Annotated in this window: 17 protein-coding genes and 1 tRNA gene; 15 read left to right on the top strand and 3 right to left on the bottom strand. The window is 66.5% G+C overall.

Features of this window, described 5'->3' with window-relative positions:
• Position 1 precedes the first annotated feature (1 nt).
• The 3 genes from OHT51_RS17850 to OHT51_RS17840 form a co-directional block, all read right to left on the bottom strand.
• Positions 2-1,030, bottom strand: coding sequence for an adenosine deaminase (locus OHT51_RS17850; protein ID WP_328879929.1), 1,029 nt, complete (start codon positions 1,028-1,030; stop codon positions 2-4).
• Positions 1,031-1,175: 145 nt separating this feature from the next.
• Positions 1,176-2,402 (bottom strand): pyridoxal phosphate-dependent aminotransferase, encoded by a 1,227-nt coding sequence (locus OHT51_RS17845; RefSeq protein ID WP_328879928.1) that lies wholly within the window; start codon positions 2,400-2,402, stop codon positions 1,176-1,178.
• A gap of 44 nt (positions 2,403-2,446) precedes the next feature.
• Positions 2,447-2,617 (bottom strand): hypothetical protein, encoded by a 171-nt coding sequence (locus OHT51_RS17840; protein ID WP_328879927.1) that lies wholly within the window; start codon positions 2,615-2,617, stop codon positions 2,447-2,449.
• Between the two features lie 70 nt (positions 2,618-2,687).
• Between OHT51_RS17840 and OHT51_RS17835 the strand changes: the two genes are divergently transcribed.
• From OHT51_RS17835 to fusA, 15 genes are all read left to right on the top strand, one after another.
• A tRNA-Trp gene (locus tag OHT51_RS17835) sits at positions 2,688-2,760 on the top strand.
• A gap of 108 nt (positions 2,761-2,868) precedes the next feature.
• A complete protein-coding gene (gene secE, locus OHT51_RS17830; protein ID WP_328879926.1) occupies positions 2,869-3,153 on the top strand; it encodes a preprotein translocase subunit SecE in 285 nt (94 codons plus the stop codon).
• An 80-nt stretch (positions 3,154-3,233) separates the two neighbouring features.
• Positions 3,234-4,043 carry a transcription termination/antitermination protein NusG gene (gene nusG / locus OHT51_RS17825; RefSeq protein WP_328424665.1) on the top strand — a complete coding sequence of 270 codons (810 nt, stop codon included), beginning with the start codon at positions 3,234-3,236 and terminating at the stop codon, positions 4,041-4,043.
• 192 nt (positions 4,044-4,235) lie between these two features.
• Positions 4,236-4,670, top strand: a complete 435-nt coding sequence (gene rplK, locus OHT51_RS17820; protein ID WP_028805116.1) for a 50S ribosomal protein L11 — start codon at positions 4,236-4,238, stop codon at positions 4,668-4,670.
• Between the two features lie 78 nt (positions 4,671-4,748).
• The gene (rplA, locus tag OHT51_RS17815) at positions 4,749-5,474 is read left to right on the top strand and encodes a 50S ribosomal protein L1 (protein ID WP_328879925.1); all 726 of its coding nucleotides are present in this window, start codon (positions 4,749-4,751) and stop codon (positions 5,472-5,474) included.
• 138 nt (positions 5,475-5,612) lie between these two features.
• A complete protein-coding gene (locus tag OHT51_RS17810) occupies positions 5,613-6,419 on the top strand; it encodes a hypothetical protein (protein WP_328879924.1) in 807 nt (268 codons plus the stop codon).
• 125 nt (positions 6,420-6,544) lie between these two features.
• The gene (locus tag OHT51_RS17805; protein ID WP_328879923.1) at positions 6,545-7,405 is read left to right on the top strand and encodes a hypothetical protein; all 861 of its coding nucleotides are present in this window, start codon (positions 6,545-6,547) and stop codon (positions 7,403-7,405) included.
• A gap of 292 nt (positions 7,406-7,697) precedes the next feature.
• Entirely contained in the window at positions 7,698-8,228 is a 531-nt protein-coding gene (gene rplJ / locus OHT51_RS17800) for a 50S ribosomal protein L10 (RefSeq protein ID WP_215119470.1), read from the top strand.
• A 114-nt stretch (positions 8,229-8,342) separates the two neighbouring features.
• Positions 8,343-8,732, top strand: a complete 390-nt coding sequence (rplL, locus tag OHT51_RS17795) for a 50S ribosomal protein L7/L12 (protein WP_062706819.1) — start codon at positions 8,343-8,345, stop codon at positions 8,730-8,732.
• A gap of 605 nt (positions 8,733-9,337) precedes the next feature.
• Positions 9,338-12,823: a DNA-directed RNA polymerase subunit beta gene (gene rpoB / locus OHT51_RS17790; protein WP_328879922.1), complete on the top strand. Its 3,486-nt coding sequence runs from the start codon at positions 9,338-9,340 to the stop codon at positions 12,821-12,823.
• Between the two features lie 98 nt (positions 12,824-12,921).
• The gene (locus OHT51_RS17785; RefSeq protein WP_328879921.1) at positions 12,922-16,821 is read left to right on the top strand and encodes a DNA-directed RNA polymerase subunit beta'; all 3,900 of its coding nucleotides are present in this window, start codon (positions 12,922-12,924) and stop codon (positions 16,819-16,821) included.
• 197 nt (positions 16,822-17,018) lie between these two features.
• Entirely contained in the window at positions 17,019-17,603 is a 585-nt protein-coding gene (locus tag OHT51_RS17780; RefSeq protein WP_328879920.1) for a DUF1707 and DUF4190 domain-containing protein, read from the top strand.
• A 354-nt stretch (positions 17,604-17,957) separates the two neighbouring features.
• Positions 17,958-18,329 carry a 30S ribosomal protein S12 gene (rpsL, locus tag OHT51_RS17775; protein WP_003948652.1) on the top strand — a complete coding sequence of 124 codons (372 nt, stop codon included), beginning with the start codon at positions 17,958-17,960 and terminating at the stop codon, positions 18,327-18,329.
• 2 nt (positions 18,330-18,331) lie between these two features.
• Entirely contained in the window at positions 18,332-18,802 is a 471-nt protein-coding gene (gene rpsG / locus OHT51_RS17770) for a 30S ribosomal protein S7 (RefSeq protein WP_003992340.1), read from the top strand.
• Between the two features lie 39 nt (positions 18,803-18,841).
• A complete protein-coding gene (gene fusA, locus OHT51_RS17765) occupies positions 18,842-20,968 on the top strand; it encodes an elongation factor G (RefSeq protein WP_190073629.1) in 2,127 nt (708 codons plus the stop codon).
• The last annotated feature ends 56 nt before the right edge of the window (positions 20,969-21,024 follow it).

Raw genomic sequence — 21,024 nt, 5'->3', positions numbered from 1 at the left:
CCTAGGCGAGCCAGTCGTCCACGCCGGCCAACAGCTTCGCCTTCACCTCGTCCGGCGCCGCCGACCCCCGCACCGACTGCCGCGCCAGTTCCGCCAGTTCCTCGTCGGTGAAGGCGTGGTGGTGGCGGGCGATGTCGTACTGGGCGGCGAGACGCGAGCCGAAGAGGAGGGGGTCGTCGGCGCCCAGGGCCATCGGGACGCCGGCCTCGTACAGGGTCCGCAGCGGGACGTCCTCCGGCTTCTCGTAGACGCCGAGGGCGACGTTCGACGCGGGGCAGACCTCGCATGTCACGCCCCTGTCGGCGAGGCGCTTCAGCAGCCGTGGGTCCTCGGCGGCGCGCACCCCGTGGCCGATCCGGTTCGCGTCCAGGTCGTCCAGGCAGTCACGGACCGAGGACGGGCCGGTCAGCTCGCCGCCGTGCGGGGCCGACAGCAGGCCGCCCTCACGGGCGATGTGGAAGGCACGGTCGAAGTCCCGCGCCATGCCCCGGCGCTCGTCGTTCGACAACCCGAAGCCGACGACGCCCCGGTCGGCGTACCGCACAGCGAGCCGCGCCAGCGTGCGGGCATCCAGGGGGTGCTTCATCCGGTTCGCGGCGACCAGGACACGCATCCCGATCCCCGTGTCGCGCGTCGCCGTCTCGACCGCGTCCAGGATGATCTCCAGCGCTGAGATCAGACCGCCCAGCCGGGGTGCGTACGACGTCGGGTCGACCTGGATCTCCAGCCAGCCGGAACCGTCCCTGACGTCCTCCTCCGCAGCCTCTCTGACCAGCCGCTGGATGTCCTCCGGCTGCCGCAGGCACGAGCGCGCGGCGTCGTACAGGCGCTGGAAGCGGAACCAGCCCCGCTCGTCCGTCGCCCGCAGTTTCGGTGACTCGCCACGCGTCAGCGCGTCGGTCAGCGCCTCGGGCAGACGCACGCCGTACTTGTCGGCCAGTTCCAGCAGGGTCGCCGGCCGCATCGAGCCGGTGAAGTGCAGGTGCAGATGGGCTTTCGGCAGTTCAGAGACATCACGTACACGCTCCATTCCAGGATCCTGCCGTACGTGTCCGCCCTCCCGGTAGCGGTTTCCCCGTTAGTGGTCTTGCTCGCACAAACATATGAGTCACCCAAGGAAAAAGGGGTCACCTCCGGAAAACCGGAGGTGACCCCTGAGAAACGGAAGGCGGACGTCAGTCCCTGGCCTCCGCCAGCAGCTTCTGGATGCGGCTCACGCCCTCGACGAGGTCCTCGTCGCCGAGCGCGTACGACAGCCGCAGATAGCCCGGCGTGCCGAAGGCCTCGCCCGGCACCACCGCGACCTCGGCCTCCTCCAGGATCAGCGCGGCCAGCTCGACCGTGTCCTGCGGGCGCTTGCCACGGATCTCCTTGCCGAGCAGGGCCTTGACCGACGGGTAGGCGTAGAAGGCGCCCTCGGGCTCCGGGCAGAGCACGCCGTCGATCTCGTTGAGCATGCGCACGATCGTCTTGCGGCGGCGGTCGAAGGCCTCACGCATCTTCGCGACCGCGTCCAGGTCACCGGACACCGCGGCCAGAGCAGCGACCTGGGCGACGTTCGAGACGTTCGACGTGGCGTGCGACTGGAGGTTGGTCGCAGCCTTCACCACGTCCTTCGGGCCGATGATCCAACCCACCCGCCAGCCCGTCATGGCGTACGTCTTGGCGACACCGTTGACCACGATGCACTTGTCGCGCAGCTCCGGCAGGACCGCGGGCAGCGACACGGACACGGCGTCGCCGTAGACCAGGTGCTCGTAGATCTCGTCCGTCAGCACCCACAGGCCGTGCTCGACGGCCCAGCGGCCGATGGCCTCGGTCTCGGCCTCGCTGTAGACCGCGCCCGTCGGGTTGGACGGCGACACGAAGAGGACGACCTTCGTCTTCTCCGTACGAGCCGCCTTCAGCTGCTCCACGGAGACGCGGTAGCCGGTCGTCTCGTCGGCGACGACCTCGACCGGGACACCGCCCGCGAGACGGATCGACTCCGGGTACGTCGTCCAGTACGGGGCCGGGACGATGACCTCGTCGCCCGGGTCGAGGATCGCGGCGAAGGCCTCGTAGATGGCCTGCTTGCCGCCGTTGGTGATCAGGATCTGCGACACGTCGGGCTCGTAGCCGGAGTCGCGCAGCGTCTTGGCGGCGATCGCGGTCTTCAGCTCGGGCAGACCGCCGGCCGGGGTGTAGCGGTGGTACTTCGGGTTCTTGCACGCCTCGATGGCGGCCTCGACGATGTAGTCCGGGGTCGGGAAGTCGGGCTCACCGGCGCCGAAACCGATCACCGGACGCCCGGCGGCCTTGAGGGCCTTGGCCTTGGCGTCCACGGCGAGGGTGGCGGACTCGGAGATCGCGCCGACTCGGGCGGAGACCCGGCGCTCGGTGGGAGGGGTTGCAGGGCTCATGGGTCCCATCGTTTCAGACAGGAAACTCGCCCGGCACAGGGGTTTCACGGACTGAACATCAGTTGAACAACCGTGCGGATCGTGGCCACGGCCAGCGGATCTTGTGTCTTGCGGCCGATGATCTTCGGCCGATCTTTCGCCGACCAAGCCCCCCACGGGCACTTTCTGTTCGACGGCGCGCCCAGGACCACGTACACTCTCACCTCGTTGGCCATCAGCGGTCCGCAGTCGCCGGGTGTACACCGAGCACCCGTCCGGATGCGGTACGTTGGTGGACAGACACAAAGGGTCGTAGCTCAATTGGTAGAGCACTGGTCTCCAAAACCAGCGGTTGGGGGTTCAAGTCCCTCCGGCCCTGCTACACACTCCTTCGCCAGGATGTGTGCGCATGTACGTACAGCAATGCACCGCCGTGCGGTCCAGACCGGGCGCGGCACGGCCACGACCCGGAATCAGGTGAGGACGAGTGACGGACGCCGTGGGCTCCATCGACATGCCTGATGCCCAGGACGAGGCGCCGGAGTCCAAGAAGAACCGTAAGGGTGGCAAGCGCGCCAAGAAGGGCCCGCTGAAGCGACTCGCGCTCTTCTACCGCCAGATTGTCGCGGAGCTCCGCAAGGTTGTCTGGCCGACGCGTAACCAGCTGACGACGTACACCACTGTGGTGATCATCTTCGTCGTCATCATGATCGGTCTGGTGACCGTGATTGACTATGGGCTCGACAACGCAGCCAAGTACGTCTTCGGCTGAGCCAAGAGCGAAGGGCGCCGTGGTTACCGGCGCCCCTTTCGCATGTTCCACCCCTATGTATCCAGGAAGAAGCAGCCACCGTGTCTGACCAGAACCTGAACGACGCCGTCGAGCCGGACGAGTCCGTGGAAGACGAGCTCGACATCGTCGAGGGCGCGGACGAGGACCTGGACGAGGTCGAGGCTGCCGATGCCGAGGCGGGCGAGCCCGCCGAGGAAGCCGCGCTGCACGTCGAGGACGAGGAAGAGGCCCCCGAGGAGGAGGCCGAGCCCGTCGACCCCGTCGCCGCCCTGCGTGAGGAGCTTCGCACGCTGCCCGGTGAGTGGTACGTGATCCACACCTACGCCGGCTACGAGAACCGCGTGAAGACCAACCTGGAGCAGCGCGCCGTCTCGCTGAACGTCGAGGACTACATCTTCGCGGCCGAGGTGCCGCAGGAAGAGGTCGTCCAGATCAAGAACGGCGACCGCAAGACGATCAAGCAGAACAAGCTGCCGGGCTACGTCCTCGTCCGCATGGACCTGACGAACGAGTCCTGGGGCGTCGTCCGCAACACCCCCGGCGTCACCGGCTTCGTGGGCAACGCCTACGACCCGTACCCGCTGACCCTGGACGAGATCGTCAAGATGCTCGCCCCGGAGGCCGAGGAGAAGGCCGCCCGTGAGGCCGCCGAGGCCGAGGGCAAGCCCGCTCCGCAGCGCAAGGTCGAGGTCCAGGTGCTGGACTTCGAGGTCGGCGACTCGGTCACCGTCACCGACGGCCCGTTCGCCACGCTGCAGGCCACGATCAACGAGATCAACGCCGACTCGAAGAAGGTCAAGGGCCTCGTCGAGATCTTCGGCCGTGAGACCCCGGTCGAGCTCAGCTTCGACCAGATCCAGAAGAACTAGCCCTTTCCGGGCTGCTCCGGTTCCTTCTGGACACACCGCTTCCGAGCAGGTCAGATCGGCTCTCGTAGCCGCTCTGACCTGCTCGGTTTTTGGCCGCGCATAGATACCCGTTATCGTTGTGCGGTATGCCTCCATCCGGATGATCCGGACTGGATGGCTGAACACTCTCACTAAGACCCGGAGAGAGAGCACATGCCTCCCAAGAAGAAGAAGGTCACGGGGCTCATCAAGCTCCAGATCCAGGCCGGTGCCGCCAACCCGGCCCCGCCGGTCGGCCCCGCGCTGGGCCAGCACGGCGTCAACATCATGGAGTTCTGCAAGGCCTACAACGCCGCGACCGAGTCGCAGCGCGGTTGGGTCATCCCGGTGGAGATCACGGTCTACGAGGACCGCTCCTTCACCTTCATCACCAAGACTCCGCCGGCCGCCAAGATGATCCTCAAGGCTGCGGGTGTTGAGAAGGGCTCCGGCGAGCCGCACAAGACCAAGGTCGCCAAGATCACCGAGGCGCAGGTCCGCGAGATCGCCACCACCAAGATGCCCGACCTCAACGCCAACGACCTGGACGCCGCCGCGAAGATCATCGCCGGCACCGCCCGTTCCATGGGCATCACGGTCGAGGGCTGAGCCCAACCTTCCCAGCAGAAGTGAGTGGCAGGGCCTGCTCGGCCCGGACCACAACTCCTAAGAAACCCAGGAGCAGTAGTGAGCAAGCGCAGCAAGACTCTCCGCGCTGCGGACGCCAAGATCGACCGGGACAAGCTCTACGCCCCGCTCGAGGCCGTCCGTCTCGCCAAGGAGACGTCCGCGACCAAGTTCGACGGCACCGTCGAGGTCGCCTTCCGTCTGGGTGTCGACCCGCGCAAGGCCGACCAGATGGTCCGTGGCACCGTGAACCTTCCGCACGGCACCGGTAAGACCGCCCGGGTCCTGGTCTTCGCGACCGGTGACCGTGCCGAGGCCGCGCGTGCCGCGGGCGCCGACATCGTCGGCTCCGACGAGCTGATCGACGAGGTCTCGAAGGGCCGCCTGGACTTCGACGCCGTCGTCGCCACCCCGGACCTCATGGGCAAGGTCGGCCGCCTCGGCCGTGTCCTCGGCCCGCGTGGTCTGATGCCGAACCCGAAGACCGGCACCGTGACCCCGGACGTGGCCAAGGCCGTGACCGAGATCAAGGGCGGCAAGATCGAGTTCCGCGTCGACAAGCACTCGAACCTGCACTTCATCATCGGCAAGGCGTCCTTCGACGACACCAAGCTGGTGGAGAACTACGGCGCCGCGCTGGACGAGATCCTTCGTCTGAAGCCGTCCGCCGCCAAGGGCCGCTACATCAAGAAGGCCGCCATCACCACCACGATGGGCCCCGGCGTTCCGGTCGACCCGAACCGCACCCGCAACCTCCTCGTCGAGGAGGACCCGGCCGCGGTCTGAGCCAACGGCTCACCAGGCTCGAAACGGGCCCCGCACCCTTCCCGGGTGCGGGGCCCGTCCCTGTCTTCCCGTTTGTCTCCTCTGTTTGTCAGTGCCCTGGGTTAACGTGCATTCACGGGATTCGCACAGGGGGGACGAATGACGAGCACGAGGGCGCGCCGGTCGGCGTTGTGGGTCGCGCTGCCGACCGCGCTGACGGCCCTGGCCGCCTGTATGTCCTCCGACGACCTCGGCGAGGCGGATCCCACTGCGCCCGCTCGCGCCGTGACGGCAGCCCTGCGCACCGTCGAGCGATCCACCGGCCAGGCCGAGTCCGCCCGCGTCAGATCCACGACCACCATGGGCTCGACGCTGTCGATGAAGGCCGACGGCACCCTCGCCTGGAGCGACGGCCTCACCGGCACCCTGACGATCACCTACACCGGCGGCACGACGGCCGAGACGATGCGCCGCCTCGGCACCACGTCGATGGAGGCTCGCTACCTCCCCGACGCCTACTACGCGCGCATGGGCGACGCGTTCGCCGAGAAGACCTACGGCAAGCACTGGATCAAGTACCCCTACGACGACCTGGACGACCTCGCCGGCACCTCCGGAGCCGCGCTCGCGGACCAGATGCGGGGGACCGCGCCGCATACGTCGGTGAAGCTGCTGCTGTCCTCCACTGACGCACGCAAGGTCGGCGAGGAGACGGTGAGGGGCGAGCGCACCAGGCACTACTCCGGCACGGTGCAGGGGGAAGGTGCCGCCCAGCAGACCGTCGACATATGGGTCGACGACCGGGACCTGCTGGTCAAGAAGGTCGAGAAGGGCCGGACGGCCACGGGAGCGCTGACCCAGACCGCGTACTACAGCGACTACGGGGTGAAGACCAAGGTCGAGAGACCTGCGGCGGGGGACACAGCGGACCTCAAGGAGCTGCTGAAGGGCTCCGAGCGCCCCTGACTGCTGACTGCTGACTGCTGACTGCTGACTGCTGACTGCTGACTGCTGACTGCTGACTCGTGAGCTCTGACTCATGAGTTCTGAATTCTGAACGACCGTTCCTGGGGGGAACCTTGCGGGAGTCAATGCGGCTTGGCGTGCGCGCCTTCGTGCCGCAACGGGTGGCAGGCATCGGCCTTGCCGCGCTGGTGCTGGCCGGCTGTGGCACAGGAGTCGGCTCGGAGTCGTCCGCGGACGCATCGGCCGGCGCCGCGGTCGCGCGGGCCGTGGAGAAGACCGAGGACGTGACGTCCCTCAGCTATCGGGTCACCGGGCAGTTTCCCGAGCGAGGGCGAATAGCGGACGAGGCGACCGTCCGTACGACGCAGCCGGTGGGGGCGCGGCTCCGGACGGCCAACCTGAGCGGCGATCAGCGGGGGGAGTCCGAGCTGAGGTTGGTCGACGGGGTGTTGTACGGCAGCGCGACCGGCGACATGGTCGAGGAGATGGGCGGCCGGCACTGGATCAGCTACGGCCCGAATGCCGAGTTCACCACGCACGGTGGCCTGCGTATGGACGTCGGCGGTCTACGTGACCAGGTCAGCCGCAACCCGGCCCGGGAGGCCGCCTTCCTGGCAGCCGCCGAGCACGTGAAGCGGATCGGCTCCGAGAAGGTCGACGGCGCCGACTCCACGCACTACGCGGGGACCGCCAACGTCGACGAGCTCCGCGCCTCCCTGGACGAGGTGAACGACAAGACGGCCCGGGAGGGGCGCCGGAACAGCCTCGACCAGTACGAGAAGTTGGGCGTGGACGAGCTCACCCTGGATGTGTGGGTCGGCGGCGACGACCGCATCAAGCGGCTTCGCACGCAGGGCTTCGGGCGTCACGGCACGCTCGACCTCACGTTCACCTTCCTCGACCACGACAAGGCGGTGACGGTCCGGGCGCCACGAGCCGACGACACCGCGGACCTGCGCAAGCCCCTGAAGAAGAAGGGGAGCTGAGCACGGTAGGGGCCGATTTGCCTGACGGCGATTCCGTCCCGTACTCTCCTACAGAAGCCAAAGACCGCTGGTCGTTGCCGTGCGCTCGCGAGAGGGTGCGGTGGCCGAAGGATCCGCTGAAAACTGCGGACGACCCGCGCAGGTGACTGTGGAAGAACTCCCGGAGTGCGTACGTCCACCGTATGTGCCACCGGTCGAGTCCGCCCCGTGCGCCTGCGCCGGGGCGTTTCGTTTTCCCCAGTCCTCCTTCGGGTCCGCGCGGTCCGAATCACCCGGAAGGAGGCCGAGGCTCATGGCGAGGCCAGACAAGGTCGATGCCGTCGAGGAGATGCGGGACAAGTTCCGCAACTCCAACGGCGCCGTCGTTACCGCGTACACCGGTCTCACCGTGGCGCAGCTCCAGCAGCTGCGTCGTTCACTCGGTGAGAACGCTAACTACCGTGTGGCGAAGAACACGCTGACCAAGATTGCGGCCAATGAGGCCGGGATCAACACGATCGACGACCTCTTCACGGGTTCGTCGGCCGTCGCCTTCGTGACCGGTGACCCGGTCGAGGCGGCGAAGGGTCTCCGCGACTTCGCCAAGGACAACCCCAACCTCGTCATCAAGGGCGGTGTCCTTGACGGCAAGGCGCTGTCCGCCGACGACATCAAGAAGCTTGCGGACCTCGAGTCCCGCGAGGTTCTGCTCTCCAAGCTGGCCGGTGCCATGAAGGGCAAGCAGTCCCAGGCTGCCTCCGTCTTCCAGGCGCTGCCGTCGAAGCTCGTCCGCACCGTGGACGCGCTCCGTGCCAAGCAGGACGAGCAGGGCGGTGCCGAGTAACTCGGCTCGCACACTGGCCCCCGCTGCCTGAACGCGGAGGCCACAGCGGGCCGACGTACGCCCGCCACACCCAGTACATCCGGCACCTGCCGATTTAGTGGAAGGACCGCCATCATGGCGAAGCTCAGCCAGGAAGACCTGCTCGCGCAGTTCGAGGAGATGACCCTCATCGAGCTCTCCGAGTTCGTGAAGGCGTTCGAGGAGAAGTTCGACGTCACCGCCGCCGCTGCCGCGCCGGTCGTCGTCGCCGGTGGTGCCGCTGGTGGCGCCGCCGCCGAGGCCGTCGAGGAGAAGGACGAGTTCGACGTCATCCTCACCGGTGCCGGCGACAAGAAGATCCAGGTCATCAAGGTCGTGCGTGAGCTGACCTCCCTGGGTCTGAAGGAGGCCAAGGACCTCGTGGACGGCGCCCCGAAGCCCGTTCTTGAGAAGGTCGCCAAGGACGCCGCCGAGAAGGCCGCCGAGTCCCTCAAGGGCGCCGGCGCCTCCGTCGAGGTCAAGTAAGACCTTCCCGGTCTTGCTGGTCGACCACGACCTTCGCGCTTGCTGAAATACAGCCCTCCGAGGCTGTAACGCAGTCGCACCGAAGAGCGATCATCCATTCGGGTGGTCGCTCTTCGGCGTTCCTGGGGGCGCGGCCACGGTTGCCTTGCGCCCGCTACGGCGAGGGGTATGGTGATCTTCGTCGTGTCCCTGGGCGCGCCCGCGTCGGGCATGGGGGCCTTGACGAACCGCACGCAGCGCGCAATTCTCAGGACGCGTCGTCACAAGGATCCGAATCCGAGGCATGGATCGGCGGCGAAGAGGGCAGTATCAACGTGCATTGAGGGCGAGCATGCCGAGGGCGTTGAGAACGAGGGCGTTGAGAACAACGAGGGTCGCGAAAAACCCGCACTGGACATCAGTGTGCCAAGTGGCTACACTGACCCTTTGCGCTGCCTGTTAGCTGTCCCCTGCCCGTCACCAGGGGCATGCCCTCGCTTGAGCACCGATGACCGGACCTCCCTGACCTGGCCATTCTTTGGTCGGAGAAGGAAACCCCTGTCTCTGTGTCCCTGTGAGGGGCCGGTACGCGCGTAGTGAGTCCGAGCCCTCGGAAGGACCCCCTCTTGGCCGCCTCGCGCACTGCCTCGACCGCGAATACGAACAACGGCGCCAGCACCGCCCCGCTGCGCATCTCCTTTGCAAAGATCAAGGAGCCCCTCGAGGTTCCCAACCTGCTCGCGCTGCAGACCGAGAGCTTCGACTGGCTGCTCGGCAACACCGCCTGGCAGAGTCGGGTCGAGGCGGCTCTGGAGTCCGGTCAGGACGTCCCCACGAAGTCCGGTCTGGAGGAGATCTTCGAGGAGATCTCCCCGATCGAGGACTTCTCCGGGTCGATGTCGCTGACGTTCCGCGACCACCGTTTCGAGCCGCCGAAGAACAGCATCGACGAGTGCAAGGAGCGCGACTTCACGTACGCCGCTCCGCTCTTCGTGACGGCTGAGTTCACCAACAACGAGACCGGCGAGATCAAGTCCCAGACGGTCTTCATGGGCGACTTCCCGCTCATGACCCACAAGGGCACCTTCGTCATCAACGGCACCGAGCGTGTCGTGGTGTCCCAGCTGGTCCGCTCGCCCGGCGTCTACTTCGACTCCTCCATCGACAAGACGTCCGACAAGGACATCTTCTCGGCCAAGATCATCCCGTCCCGGGGTGCCTGGCTGGAGATGGAGATCGACAAGCGCGACATGGTCGGTGTCCGCATCGACCGCAAGCGCAAGCAGTCCGTGACCGTTCTGCTCAAGGCTCTCGGTTGGACCACCGAGCAGATCCTCGAGGAGTTCGGCGAGTACGAGTCCATGCGCGCCACCCTGGAGAAGGACCACACCCAGGGCCAGGACGACGCGCTGCTCGACATCTACCGCAAGCTGCGTCCGGGCGAGCCCCCCACGCGTGAGGCCGCGCAGACGCTTCTGGAGAACCTGTACTTCAACCCGAAGCGCTACGACCTCGCCAAGGTCGGCCGCTACAAGGTCAACAAGAAGCTGGGTGCGGAGGCTCCGCTCGACGCGGGCATCCTGACCGTCGAGGACATCATCTCGACGATCAAGTACCTGGTGAAGCTGCACGCCGGCGAGACCGAGACGGCCGCGGACAACGGCCAGACGATCGTTGTCGAGACCGACGACATCGACCACTTCGGCAACCGTCGTCTGCGCAGCGTCGGCGAGCTCATCCAGAACCAGGTCCGCACGGGTCTGGCTCGTATGGAGCGCGTCGTCCGTGAGCGCATGACGACTCAGGACGTCGAGGCGATCACGCCGCAGACCCTGATCAACATCCGGCCGGTCGTCGCCTCCATCAAGGAGTTCTTCGGCACCAGCCAGCTGTCGCAGTTCATGGACCAGAACAACCCGCTGTCGGGTCTCACCCACAAGCGCCGTCTGTCGGCTCTTGGTCCGGGTGGTCTCTCCCGTGAGCGGGCCGGCTTCGAGGTCCGTGACGTGCACCCGTCTCACTACGGCCGTATGTGCCCGATCGAGACTCCCGAAGGCCCGAACATCGGTCTGATCGGTTCGCTCGCCTCGTACGGTCGCGTCAACGCGTTCGGCTTCGTCGAGACGCCCTACCGCCGGGTCACCGACGGTGTCGTCACCGACGAGGTCGACTACCTGACGGCCGACGAAGAGGACCGCTTCGTCATCGCGCAGGCCAACGCCACGCTCAACGACGACATGCGGTTCACCGAGAACCGCGTCCTGGTCCGCCGCCGTGGCGGCGAGGTCGACTACGTCGCCGGTGACGACGTGGACTACATGGACGTCTCGCCGCGCCAGATGGTGTCGGTCGCGACCGCCATGATCCCCTTCCTCGAGCACGACGACGCCAACCGTGCCCTCATGGGCGCGAACATGATGCGTCAGGCCGTCCCGCTCATCAAGAGCGAGTCGCCGCTCGTCGGCACCGGCATGGAGTACCGCTCCGCGGTCGACGCCGGCGACGTGGTCAAGGCCGAGAAGGCGGGTGTGGTCCAGGAGGTATCCGCGGACTACATCACCACCGCCAACGACGACGGCACGTACATCACGTACCGCCTGGCCAAGTTCGCCCGCTCCAACCAGGGCACCTCGGTCAACCAGAAGGTCATCGTCAACGAGGGCGACCGGATCATCGAGGGCCAGGTCCTGGCCGACGGTCCGGCCACCGAGAACGGCGAGATGGCGCTGGGCAAGAACCTGCTCGTGGCGTTCATGCCGTGGGAGGGTCACAACTACGAGGACGCGATCATCCTGTCGCAGCGCCTCGTGCAGGACGACGTCCTCTCCTCGATCCACATCGAGGAGCACGAGGTCGACGCCCGTGACACCAAGCTCGGCCCCGAGGAGATCACCCGGGACATCCCGAACGTCTCCGAGGAGGTCCTCGCCGACCTCGACGAGCGCGGCATCATCCGTATCGGTGCCGAGGTCGTCGCCGGAGACATCCTCGTCGGCAAGGTCACGCCCAAGGGCGAGACCGAGCTGACCCCGGAGGAGCGCCTGCTGCGCGCGATCTTCGGTGAGAAGGCCCGTGAGGTCCGTGACACCTCGCTGAAGGTGCCGCACGGCGAGATCGGCAAGGTCATCGGCGTCCGCGTCTTCGACCGCGAGGAGGGCGACGAGCTTCCCCCCGGTGTGAACCAGCTTGTGCGCGTGTACGTGGCGCAGAAGCGCAAGATCACCGACGGTGACAAGCTCGCCGGCCGCCACGGCAACAAGGGTGTCATCTCCAAGATCCTGCCCATCGAGGACATGCCGTTCCTCGAGGACGGGACCCCGGTCGACATCATCCTCAACCCGCTCGGTGTGCCGTCCCGAATGAACCCGGGACAGGTCCTGGAGATCCACCTCGGCTGGCTCGCCAGCCGCGGCTGGGACGTCTCCGGCCTCGGCGAGGAGTGGGCGCAGCGCCTCCAGGCGATCGGCGCCGACGCGGTCCAGCCGGGCACGAACGTCGCGACCCCCGTCTTCGACGGTGCGCGTGAGGACGAGCTCGCCGGTCTGCTCGAGCACACGATCCCGAACCGCGACGGCGAGCGCATGGTGCTCCCGACCGGTAAGGCCCCGCTGTTCGACGGCCGCTCGGGTGAGCCCTTCCCGGAGCCGATCTCGGTCGGCTACATGTACATCCTGAAGCTGCACCACCTGGTCGACGACAAGCTCCACGCCCGCTCGACCGGCCCGTACAGCATGATCACCCAGCAGCCGCTGGGTGGTAAGGCCCAGTTCGGTGGCCAGCGCTTCGGTGAGATGGAGGTGTGGGCGCTGGAGGCATACGGCGCCGCGTACGCCCTCCAGGAGCTGCTGACCATCAAGTCCGACGACGTCACCGGCCGCGTGAAGGTCTACGAGGCCATCGTCAAGGGCGAGAACATCCCCGAGCCCGGCATCCCCGAGTCCTTCAAGGTGCTCATCAAGGAGATGCAGTCGCTCTGCCTGAACGTGGAGGTGCTGTCCAGCGACGGTATGTCCATCGAGATGCGTGACACCGACGAGGACGTCTTCCGCGCTGCGGAGGAGCTCGGCATCGACCTGTCCCGGCGCGAGCCGAGCAGCGTCGAAGAGGTCTGACGGGAGTCCGGCGGGGCCCTTACCCACAGGGCCCCGCCGACCCCCAGGCCCCCGTTTCAGACCCCAAGACTTACAACCCTGAGAGGGATTGACGCATAGTGCTCGACGTCAACTTCTTCGATGAGCTCCGGATCGGTCTGGCCACCGCTGACGACATCCGTCAGTGGAGCCACGGCGAGGTCAAGAAGCCCGAGACCATCAACTACCGCACCCTCAAGCCCGAAAAGGACGGACTCTTCTGCGAGAAGATCTTCGGTCCGACCCGGGACTGGGAGTGCTACTGCGGCAAGTACAAGCGTGTCCGCTTCAAGGGCATCATCTGTGAGCGCTGCGGCGTCGAGGTGACTCGCGCCAAGGTGCGTCGTGAGCGGATGGGCCACATCGAGCTGGCCGCGCCCGTCACGCACATCTGGTACTTCAAGGGTGTCCCGAGCCGGCTGGGCTACCTGCTCGACCTGGCTCCCAAGGACCTCGAGAAGGTCATCTACTTCGCGGCGTACATGATCACGTACGTCGACGAGGAGCGCCGTACGCGTGACCTGCCCTCCCTGGAGGCGCACGTCTCCGTCGAGCGGCAGCAGGTCGAGAACCGCCGGGACGCCGACCTGGAGGCCCGCGCCAAGAAGCTCGAGACCGACCTGGCCGAGCTCGAGGCCGAGGGTGCCAAGGCCGACGTGCGCCGCAAGGTGCGCGAGGGTGCCGAGCGTGAGATGAAGCAGCTGCGCGACCGTGCGCAGCGCGAGATCGACCGTCTCGACGAGGTGTGGACCCGGTTCAAGAACCTCAAGGTCCAGGACCTCGAGGGCGACGAGCTGCTCTACCGCGAGCTGCGTGACCGCTTCGGCACGTACTTCGACGGCTCGATGGGTGCCGCGGCGCTGCAGAAGCGCCTGGAGTCCTTCGACCTCGACGAGGAAGCCGAGAAGCTCCGCGAGATCATCCGCACCGGCAAGGGCCAGAAGAAGACCCGTGCGCTCAAGCGCCTGAAGGTCGTCTCCGCGTTCCTGCAGACCAGCAACAGCCCCAAGGGCATGGTGCTCGACTGCGTGCCGGTCATCCCGCCGGACCTTCGCCCGATGGTGCAGCTGGACGGTGGCCGCTTCGCGACCTCCGACCTGAACGACCTGTACCGCCGTGTGATCAACCGGAACAACCGACTGAAGCGCCTTCTCGACCTCGGTGCGCCCGAGATCATCGTGAACAACGAGAAGCGCATGCTCCAGGAGGCCGTCGACGCGCTGTTCGACAACGGTCGTCGTGGTCGCCCGGTCACCGGTCCCGGTAACCGTCCGCTGAAGTCCCTCAGCGACATGCTGAAGGGTAAGCAGGGTCGATTCCGTCAGAACCTGCTCGGTAAGCGTGTGGACTACTCCGCGCGTTCCGTGATCGTCGTCGGTCCGCAGCTGAAGCTGCACCAGTGCGGTCTGCCCAAGGCGATGGCGCTGGAGCTCTTCAAGCCGTTCGTGATGAAGCGCCTGGTCGACCTGAACCACGCGCAGAACATCAAGAGCGCCAAGCGCATGGTGGAGCGCGGCCGCACGGTCGTGTACGACGTCCTCGAAGAGGTCATCGCCGAGCACCCGGTTCTGCTGAACCGTGCTCCCACCCTGCACCGCCTCGGCATCCAGGCCTTCGAGCCGCAGCTGGTCGAGGGCAAGGCCATCCAGATCCACCCGCTCGTCTGCACCGCGTTCAACGCGGACTTCGACGGTGACCAGATGGCCGTGCACCTGCCGCTGTCCGCGGAGGCGCAGGCCGAGGCCCGCATCCTGATGCTGTCCTCGAACAACATCCTCAAGCCCGCCGACGGCCGTCCGGTGACGATGCCGACCCAGGACATGGTCCTCGGTCTGTTCTTCCTCACCACGGACAGCGAGATGCGGAACGTGAAGGGCGCGGACCGCGGCTTCTCGTCCGTGGCCGAGGCGATCATGGCCTTCGACGCCGGCGAGCTCTCGCTCCAGTCGAAGATCGACATCCGCTTCCCGGTGGGCACCATCCCGCCGCGTGGCTGGATGCCGCCCGCCCAGGAAGAGGGCGAGCCGGAGTGGCAGCAGGGTGACAGCTTCCGTCTGAAGACCACGCTCGGCCGTGCGCTCTTCAACGAACTGCTGCCCGAGGACTACCCGTTCGTCGACTACGAGGTCGGCAAGAAGCAGCTCTCCGAGATCGTCAACGACCTCGCCGAGCGCTACCCGAAGGTCATCGTGGCGGCGACGCTCGACAACCTGAAGGCGTCCGGCTTCTACTGGGCCACCCGTTCCGGCGTCACCGTCGCCATCTCCGACGTCGTCGTTCCCGAGGCGAAGAAGGAGATCGTCAAGGGCTACGAGGCGCAGGACGAGAAGGTCCAGAAGCAGTACGAGCGCGGTCTGATCACCAAGGACGAGCGCACGCAGGAGCTCATCGCGATCTGGACCAAGGCGACCAACGAGGTTGCCGAGGCGATGAACGAGAACTTCCCGAAGACCAACCCGATCTTCATGATGGTGAACTCGGGTGCACGAGGCAACATGATGCAGATGCGTCAGATTGCCGGTATGCGTGGTCTGGTGTCGAACGCGAAGAACGAGACCATCCCGCGTCCGATCAAGGCCTCGTTCCGTGAGGGCCTGTCCGTGCTGGAGTACTTCATCTCCACGCACGGTGCCCGTAAGGGTCTGGCGGACACCGCCCTGCGTACCGCCGACTCGGGTTACCTCACCCGTCGTCTGGTCGACGTCTCCCAGGACGTCATCATCCGCGAGGAGGACTGCGGCACGGAGCGTGGCCTCAAGCTGGCCATCGCCGAGCGCGGCGCGGACGGCGTGCTGCGCAAGGCGGACAACGCCGAGACCAGCGTGTACGCGCGCTGCCTCGCCGAGGACATCGTCGTCGACGGCAAGGTGCTCGCCCCGGCGGGCGTCGACCTCGGTGACGTCCTCATCGACCAGCTGGTCAAGGCCGGCATCGAGGAGGTCAAGACCCGCTCGGTCCTGACCTGCGAGTCCGCCGTCGGCACCTGCGCCATGTGCTACGGCCGCTCGCTCGCCACCGGCAAGCTGGTCGACATCGGTGAGGCGGTCGGCATCATCGCCGCCCAGTCCATCGGTGAGCCCGGTACCCAGCTGACGATGCGTACCTTCCACACCGGTGGTGTGGCCGGTGACGACATCACCCAGGGTCTGCCGCGTGTCGTCGAGCTCTTCGAGGCCCGTACCCCGAAGGGTGTCGCCCCGATCTCCGAGGCCACCGGCCGCGTGCGGATCGAGGAGACCGAGAAGACCAAGAAGCTGGTCGTCACCCCGGACGACGGCAGCGACGAGACGGCGTTCCCGATCTCGAAGCGTGCCCGACTCCTGGTCAGCGAGGGCGAGCACGTCGAGGTGGGCCAGAAGCTCACCGTGGGTGCCACCAACCCGCACGACGTGCTGCGCATCCTGGGTCAGCGTGCCGTCCAGGTCCACCTGGTCGGCGAGGTCCAGAAGGTCTACAACTCGCAGGGCGTGTCGATCCACGACAAGCACATCGAGATCATCATCCGGCAGATGCTGCGCCGTGTGACGATCATCGAGTCCGGCGACGCCGAGCTGCTGCCCGGCGAGCTGGTCGAGCGCTCGAAGTTCGAGACCGAGAACCGTCGTGTGGTCCAGGAGGGCGGTCACCCGGCCTCCGGTCGTCCGCAGCTGATGGGTATCACTAAGGCCTCGCTGGCGACGGAATCCTGGCTGTCGGCCGCCTCCTTCCAGGAGACGACCCGAGTCCTGACGGATGCGGCGATCAACGCCAAGTCCGACAGCCTCATCGGCCTCAAGGAGAACGTCATCATCGGTAAGCTCATCCCGGCCGGTACGGGCCTGTCCCGCTACCGCAACATCCGGGTCGAGCCGACCGAGGAGGCCAAGGCCGCGATGTACTCGGCCGTCGGTTACGACGACATCGACTACTCGCCGTTCGGCACCGGCTCCGGCCAGGCCGTTCCGCTGGAGGACTACGACTACGGTCCGTACAACCAGTAAGCGAGCAGCCTGAGTCAGGCACAGTCGAGGGCGGTCACCTTCCGGGGTGGCCGCCCTTCGGCGTGTGTGGCTTGTTTTCCTGGCCTCTTTCAGGCCGTCGCGGCCGTCTCCGGGTTTTCTCGGGGGCGACCCCGATGCCCTCGGTGCCGGTTCGGCGCATCATGGAGGGACTCCGACCAGTACGGGGGAGGTGCTCCATGACGCATCCGTCGTGGCAGCCGGGGCAGCCATGGGAGCCATGGAAGGGCAGCAGCGCGCCGCAGCCTTGGTCCGGCGCCGGCGCGCCGCAGCCGTGGACGGGCCCGAGCGTGCCGTCGATGCTCGCCTCGCACGCCGACCGTGAGCGCGCCGTGGACGTGCTCAGAGCCGGTTACGGCGAGGGCCGGCTGGAGCATCCCGAGTTCGAGCAGCGGGTCTCACGGGCCTACACGGCCCGTACGGTCGGGGAGCTTGCCCTGCTGGTCGCCGACCTGCCGCAGGGCCCCATGCCGCACCCGGCGCCCGTGATGCCCGTACCACCGACGTTTCTGGCGACGCCCCGGCCGCTGACGAACGGCAAAGCCGTCGGTTCGGTGGTCTGCGGGGTGCTGTGCCTCGTGAGCTTCGGGCTGACCGGCATTCCGGCCGTCGTCCTGGGGCACGCGGCTCGCTCCGAGATTCGCCGAACCGGTGAGGGCGGGGACGGCCTCGCCCTCACCGGCCTCGTGCTGGGGTGGCTGTCGAACGCGGCCTGGGCGGCGATGCTGACGTTGATGATCGTCGCTGCCGCCCTGTCGGCATGACGGCTGTGGGCGGTCGTTTCGTCGATCCTGCGATGTGGCGCTGACATGCCAGGATCGCCGATTCGAAGATCAAACATGGTGCACGGTCTTGACATCGGCCGTATGGCGATGCGGGCGAGGCCCATTTGTTTTGACCGCAGCGAATGAGGTAGGTACGCTCAGACCTTGTGCCTGGGGTGTGCCCTGGCTCTCGTGCGTGCCTTCACCCGCATCGCGAGCTGTGAGCGGCCACCGTAATCTGTGCTGTTTTTTCGCCTTGCGGCGGGAGTCCGCCGGATTCGACACACCCGACCGCGTGGGTCGGCGACGTTCCAGGTTAGCTTCACCATTCGGCACACAGAAACCGGAGAAGTAGTGCCTACGATCCAGCAGCTGGTCCGTAAGGGCCGGCAGGACAAGGTCGAGAAGAACAAGACGCCCGCACTCGAGGGTTCCCCTCAGCGTCGTGGCGTCTGCACGCGTGTGTTCACGACCACCCCGAAGAAGCCGAACTCGGCCCTGCGTAAGGTCGCGCGTGTGCGTCTGACCAGCGGGATCGAGGTCACCGCTTACATTCCGGGTGAGGGACACAACCTGCAGGAGCACTCCATCGTGCTCGTGCGCGGCGGCCGTGTGAAGGACCTGCCGGGTGTTCGCTACAAGATCATCCGTGGCTCCCTCGACACCCAGGGTGTCAAGAACCGCAAGCAGGCCCGTTCCCGCTACGGCGCCAAGAAGGAGAAGTAGAAATGCCTCGTAAGGGCCCCGCCCCGAAGCGCCCGGTCATCATCGACCCGGTCTACGGTTCTCCTCTGGTGACGTCGCTCATCAACAAGGTGCTGCTGAACGGCAAGCGCTCCACCGCCGAGCGCATCGTCTACGGCGCCATGGAAGGTCTGCGTGAGAAGACGGGCAACGACCCGATCATCACGCTGAAGCGCGCGCTGGAGAACATCAAGCCGACCCTCGAGGTCAAGTCCCGCCGTGTCGGTGGTGCGACGTACCAGGTTCCGATCGAGGTCAAGCCCGGTCGTGCCAACACGCTCGCGCTGCGCTGGCTCGTCGGTTACTCCCGCGCCCGTCGGGAGAAGACCATGACCGAGCGTCTGCTCAACGAGCTTCTCGACGCTTCGAACGGCCTCGGTGCGGCCGTCAAGAAGCGCGAGGACACGCACAAGATGGCCGAGTCCAACAAGGCCTTCGCGCACTACCGCTGGTAGTCGCTACCCACATCGAGACCGAGAGAAGACTGAAGCCTTATGGCTACCACTTCACTTGACCTGGCCAAGGTCCGCAACATTGGGATCATGGCCCACATCGACGCGGGCAAGACGACCACCACCGAGCGGATCCTGTTCTACACCGGTGTGTCTTACAAGATCGGTGAGGTCCACGACGGCGCTGCCACGATGGACTGGATGGAGCAGGAGCAGGAGCGTGGCATCACGATCACGTCTGCTGCGACCACCTGTCACTGGCCGCTCGAGGACAACGACTACACCATCAACATCATCGACACCCCGGGGCACGTCGACTTCACCGTTGAGGTGGAGCGCTCCCTGCGTGTGCTCGACGGTGCCGTGACGGTGTTCGACGGTGTCGCCGGTGTCGAGCCGCAGTCCGAGACGGTGTGGCGTCAGGCCGACCGTTACGGCGTGCCGCGTATTTGCTTCGTGAACAAGCTGGACCGTACCGGCGCCGAGTTCCACCGCTGCGTGGACATGATCTCGGACCGCCTGGGCGCCCAGCCGCTCGTCATGCAGCTTCCGATCGGCGCCGAGGCCGACTTCAAGGGCGTTGTGGACCTGGTCCGCATGAAGGCGCTCGTGTGGTCCGCCGAGGCCGCCAAGGGCGAGATGTACGACGTCGTCGACATCCCGGCCACGCACACCGAGGCTGCCGAGGAGTACCGCGGCAAGCTGATCGAGGGCGTCGCCGAGAACGACGAAGAGATCATGGAGCTGTACCTGGAGGGCCAGGAGCCCACCGAGGAGCAGCTGTACGCCGCGATCCGTCGCATCACCATCGCGTCCGGCAAGTCCAGCGACACCACGGTCACCCCGGTGTTCTGTGGCACCGCGTTCAAGAACAAGGGCGTCCAGCCCCTGCTCGACGCGGTCGTGCGCTACCTGCCGACCCCGCTCGACGTCGAGGCCATCGAGGGCCACGACGTGAAGGACCCCGAGCTGGTCGTCAAGCGCAAGCCGTCCGACGACGAGCCGCTGTCCGCGCTGGCGTTCAAGATCATGAGCGACCCGCACCTCGGCAAGCTCACCTTCGTCCGGGTCTACTCGGGCCGCCTGGAGTCCGGCACCGCCGTGCTGAACTCCGTCAAGGGCAAGAAGGAGCGCATCGGCAAGATCTACCGCATGCACGCGAACAAGCGTGAGGAGATCGACTCGGTGGGCGCCGGCGACATCATCGCCGTCATGGGCCTGAAGCAGACCACCACCGGTGAGACGCTGTCCGACGACAAGAACCCGGTCATCCTGGAGTCCATGGACTTCCCGGCGCCGGTCATCCAGGTCGCCATCGAGCCCAAGTCGAAGGGTGACCAGGAGAAGCTGGGCGTCGCGATCCAGCGCCTGGCCGAGGAGGACCCGTCCTTCCAGGTCCACTCGGACGAGGAGACCGGCCAGACCATCATCGGTGGTATGGGCGAGCTGCACCTCGAGGTGCTGGTCGACCGTATGCGCCGTGAGTTCAAGGTCGAGGCCAACGTCGGCAAGCCGCAGGTCGCCTACCGCGAGACGATCCGCAAGGCCGTCGAGCGCGTCGACTACACGCACAAGAAGCAGACTGGTGGTACCGGCCAGTTCGCCAAGGTGCAGATCGCGATCGAGCCGATCGAGGGCGGCGACGCCTCGTACGAGTTCGTGAACAAGGTGACCGGTGGTCGTATCCCGAAGGAGTACATCCCTTCGGTCGACGCCGGTGCGCAGGAGGCCATGCAGTTCGGCATCCTCGCGGGCTACGAGATGACCGGCGTGCGCGTCACGCTGATCGACGGTGGCTACCACGAGGTCGACTCCTCGGAGCTCGCCTTCAAGATCGCCGGTTCGCAGGCCTTCAAGGAGGCCGCGCGCAAGGCCAGCCCTGTGCTCCTTGAGCCGATGATGGCCGTCGAGGTCACCACGCCCGAGGACTACATGGGCGAGGTCATCGGCGACATCAACTCCCGCCGTGGCCAGATCCAGGCCATGGAGGAGCGGGCGGGTGCTCGCGTCGTGAAGGGCCTCGTGCCCCTCTCGGAGATGTTCGGCTATGTCGGCGACCTGCGCAGCAAGACGTCCGGCCGTGCCAGCTACTCCATGCAGTTCGACTCCTACGCCGAGGTTCCGCGGAACGTCGCCGAGGAGATCATCGCGAAGGCCAAGGGCGAGTAACGCACCGCGTTCACACGCTTTAGGCTTGACTCCGGAGCCTTGAGGGGCAAACACCC

Source organism: Streptomyces sp. NBC_00299 (assembly GCF_036173045.1).
Lineage (GTDB): Bacteria > Actinomycetota > Actinomycetes > Streptomycetales > Streptomycetaceae > Streptomyces > Streptomyces machairae.
The sequence above is the reverse complement of the archived record's forward strand: the minus strand, read 5'-3'. Positions and strand labels throughout refer to the sequence as shown.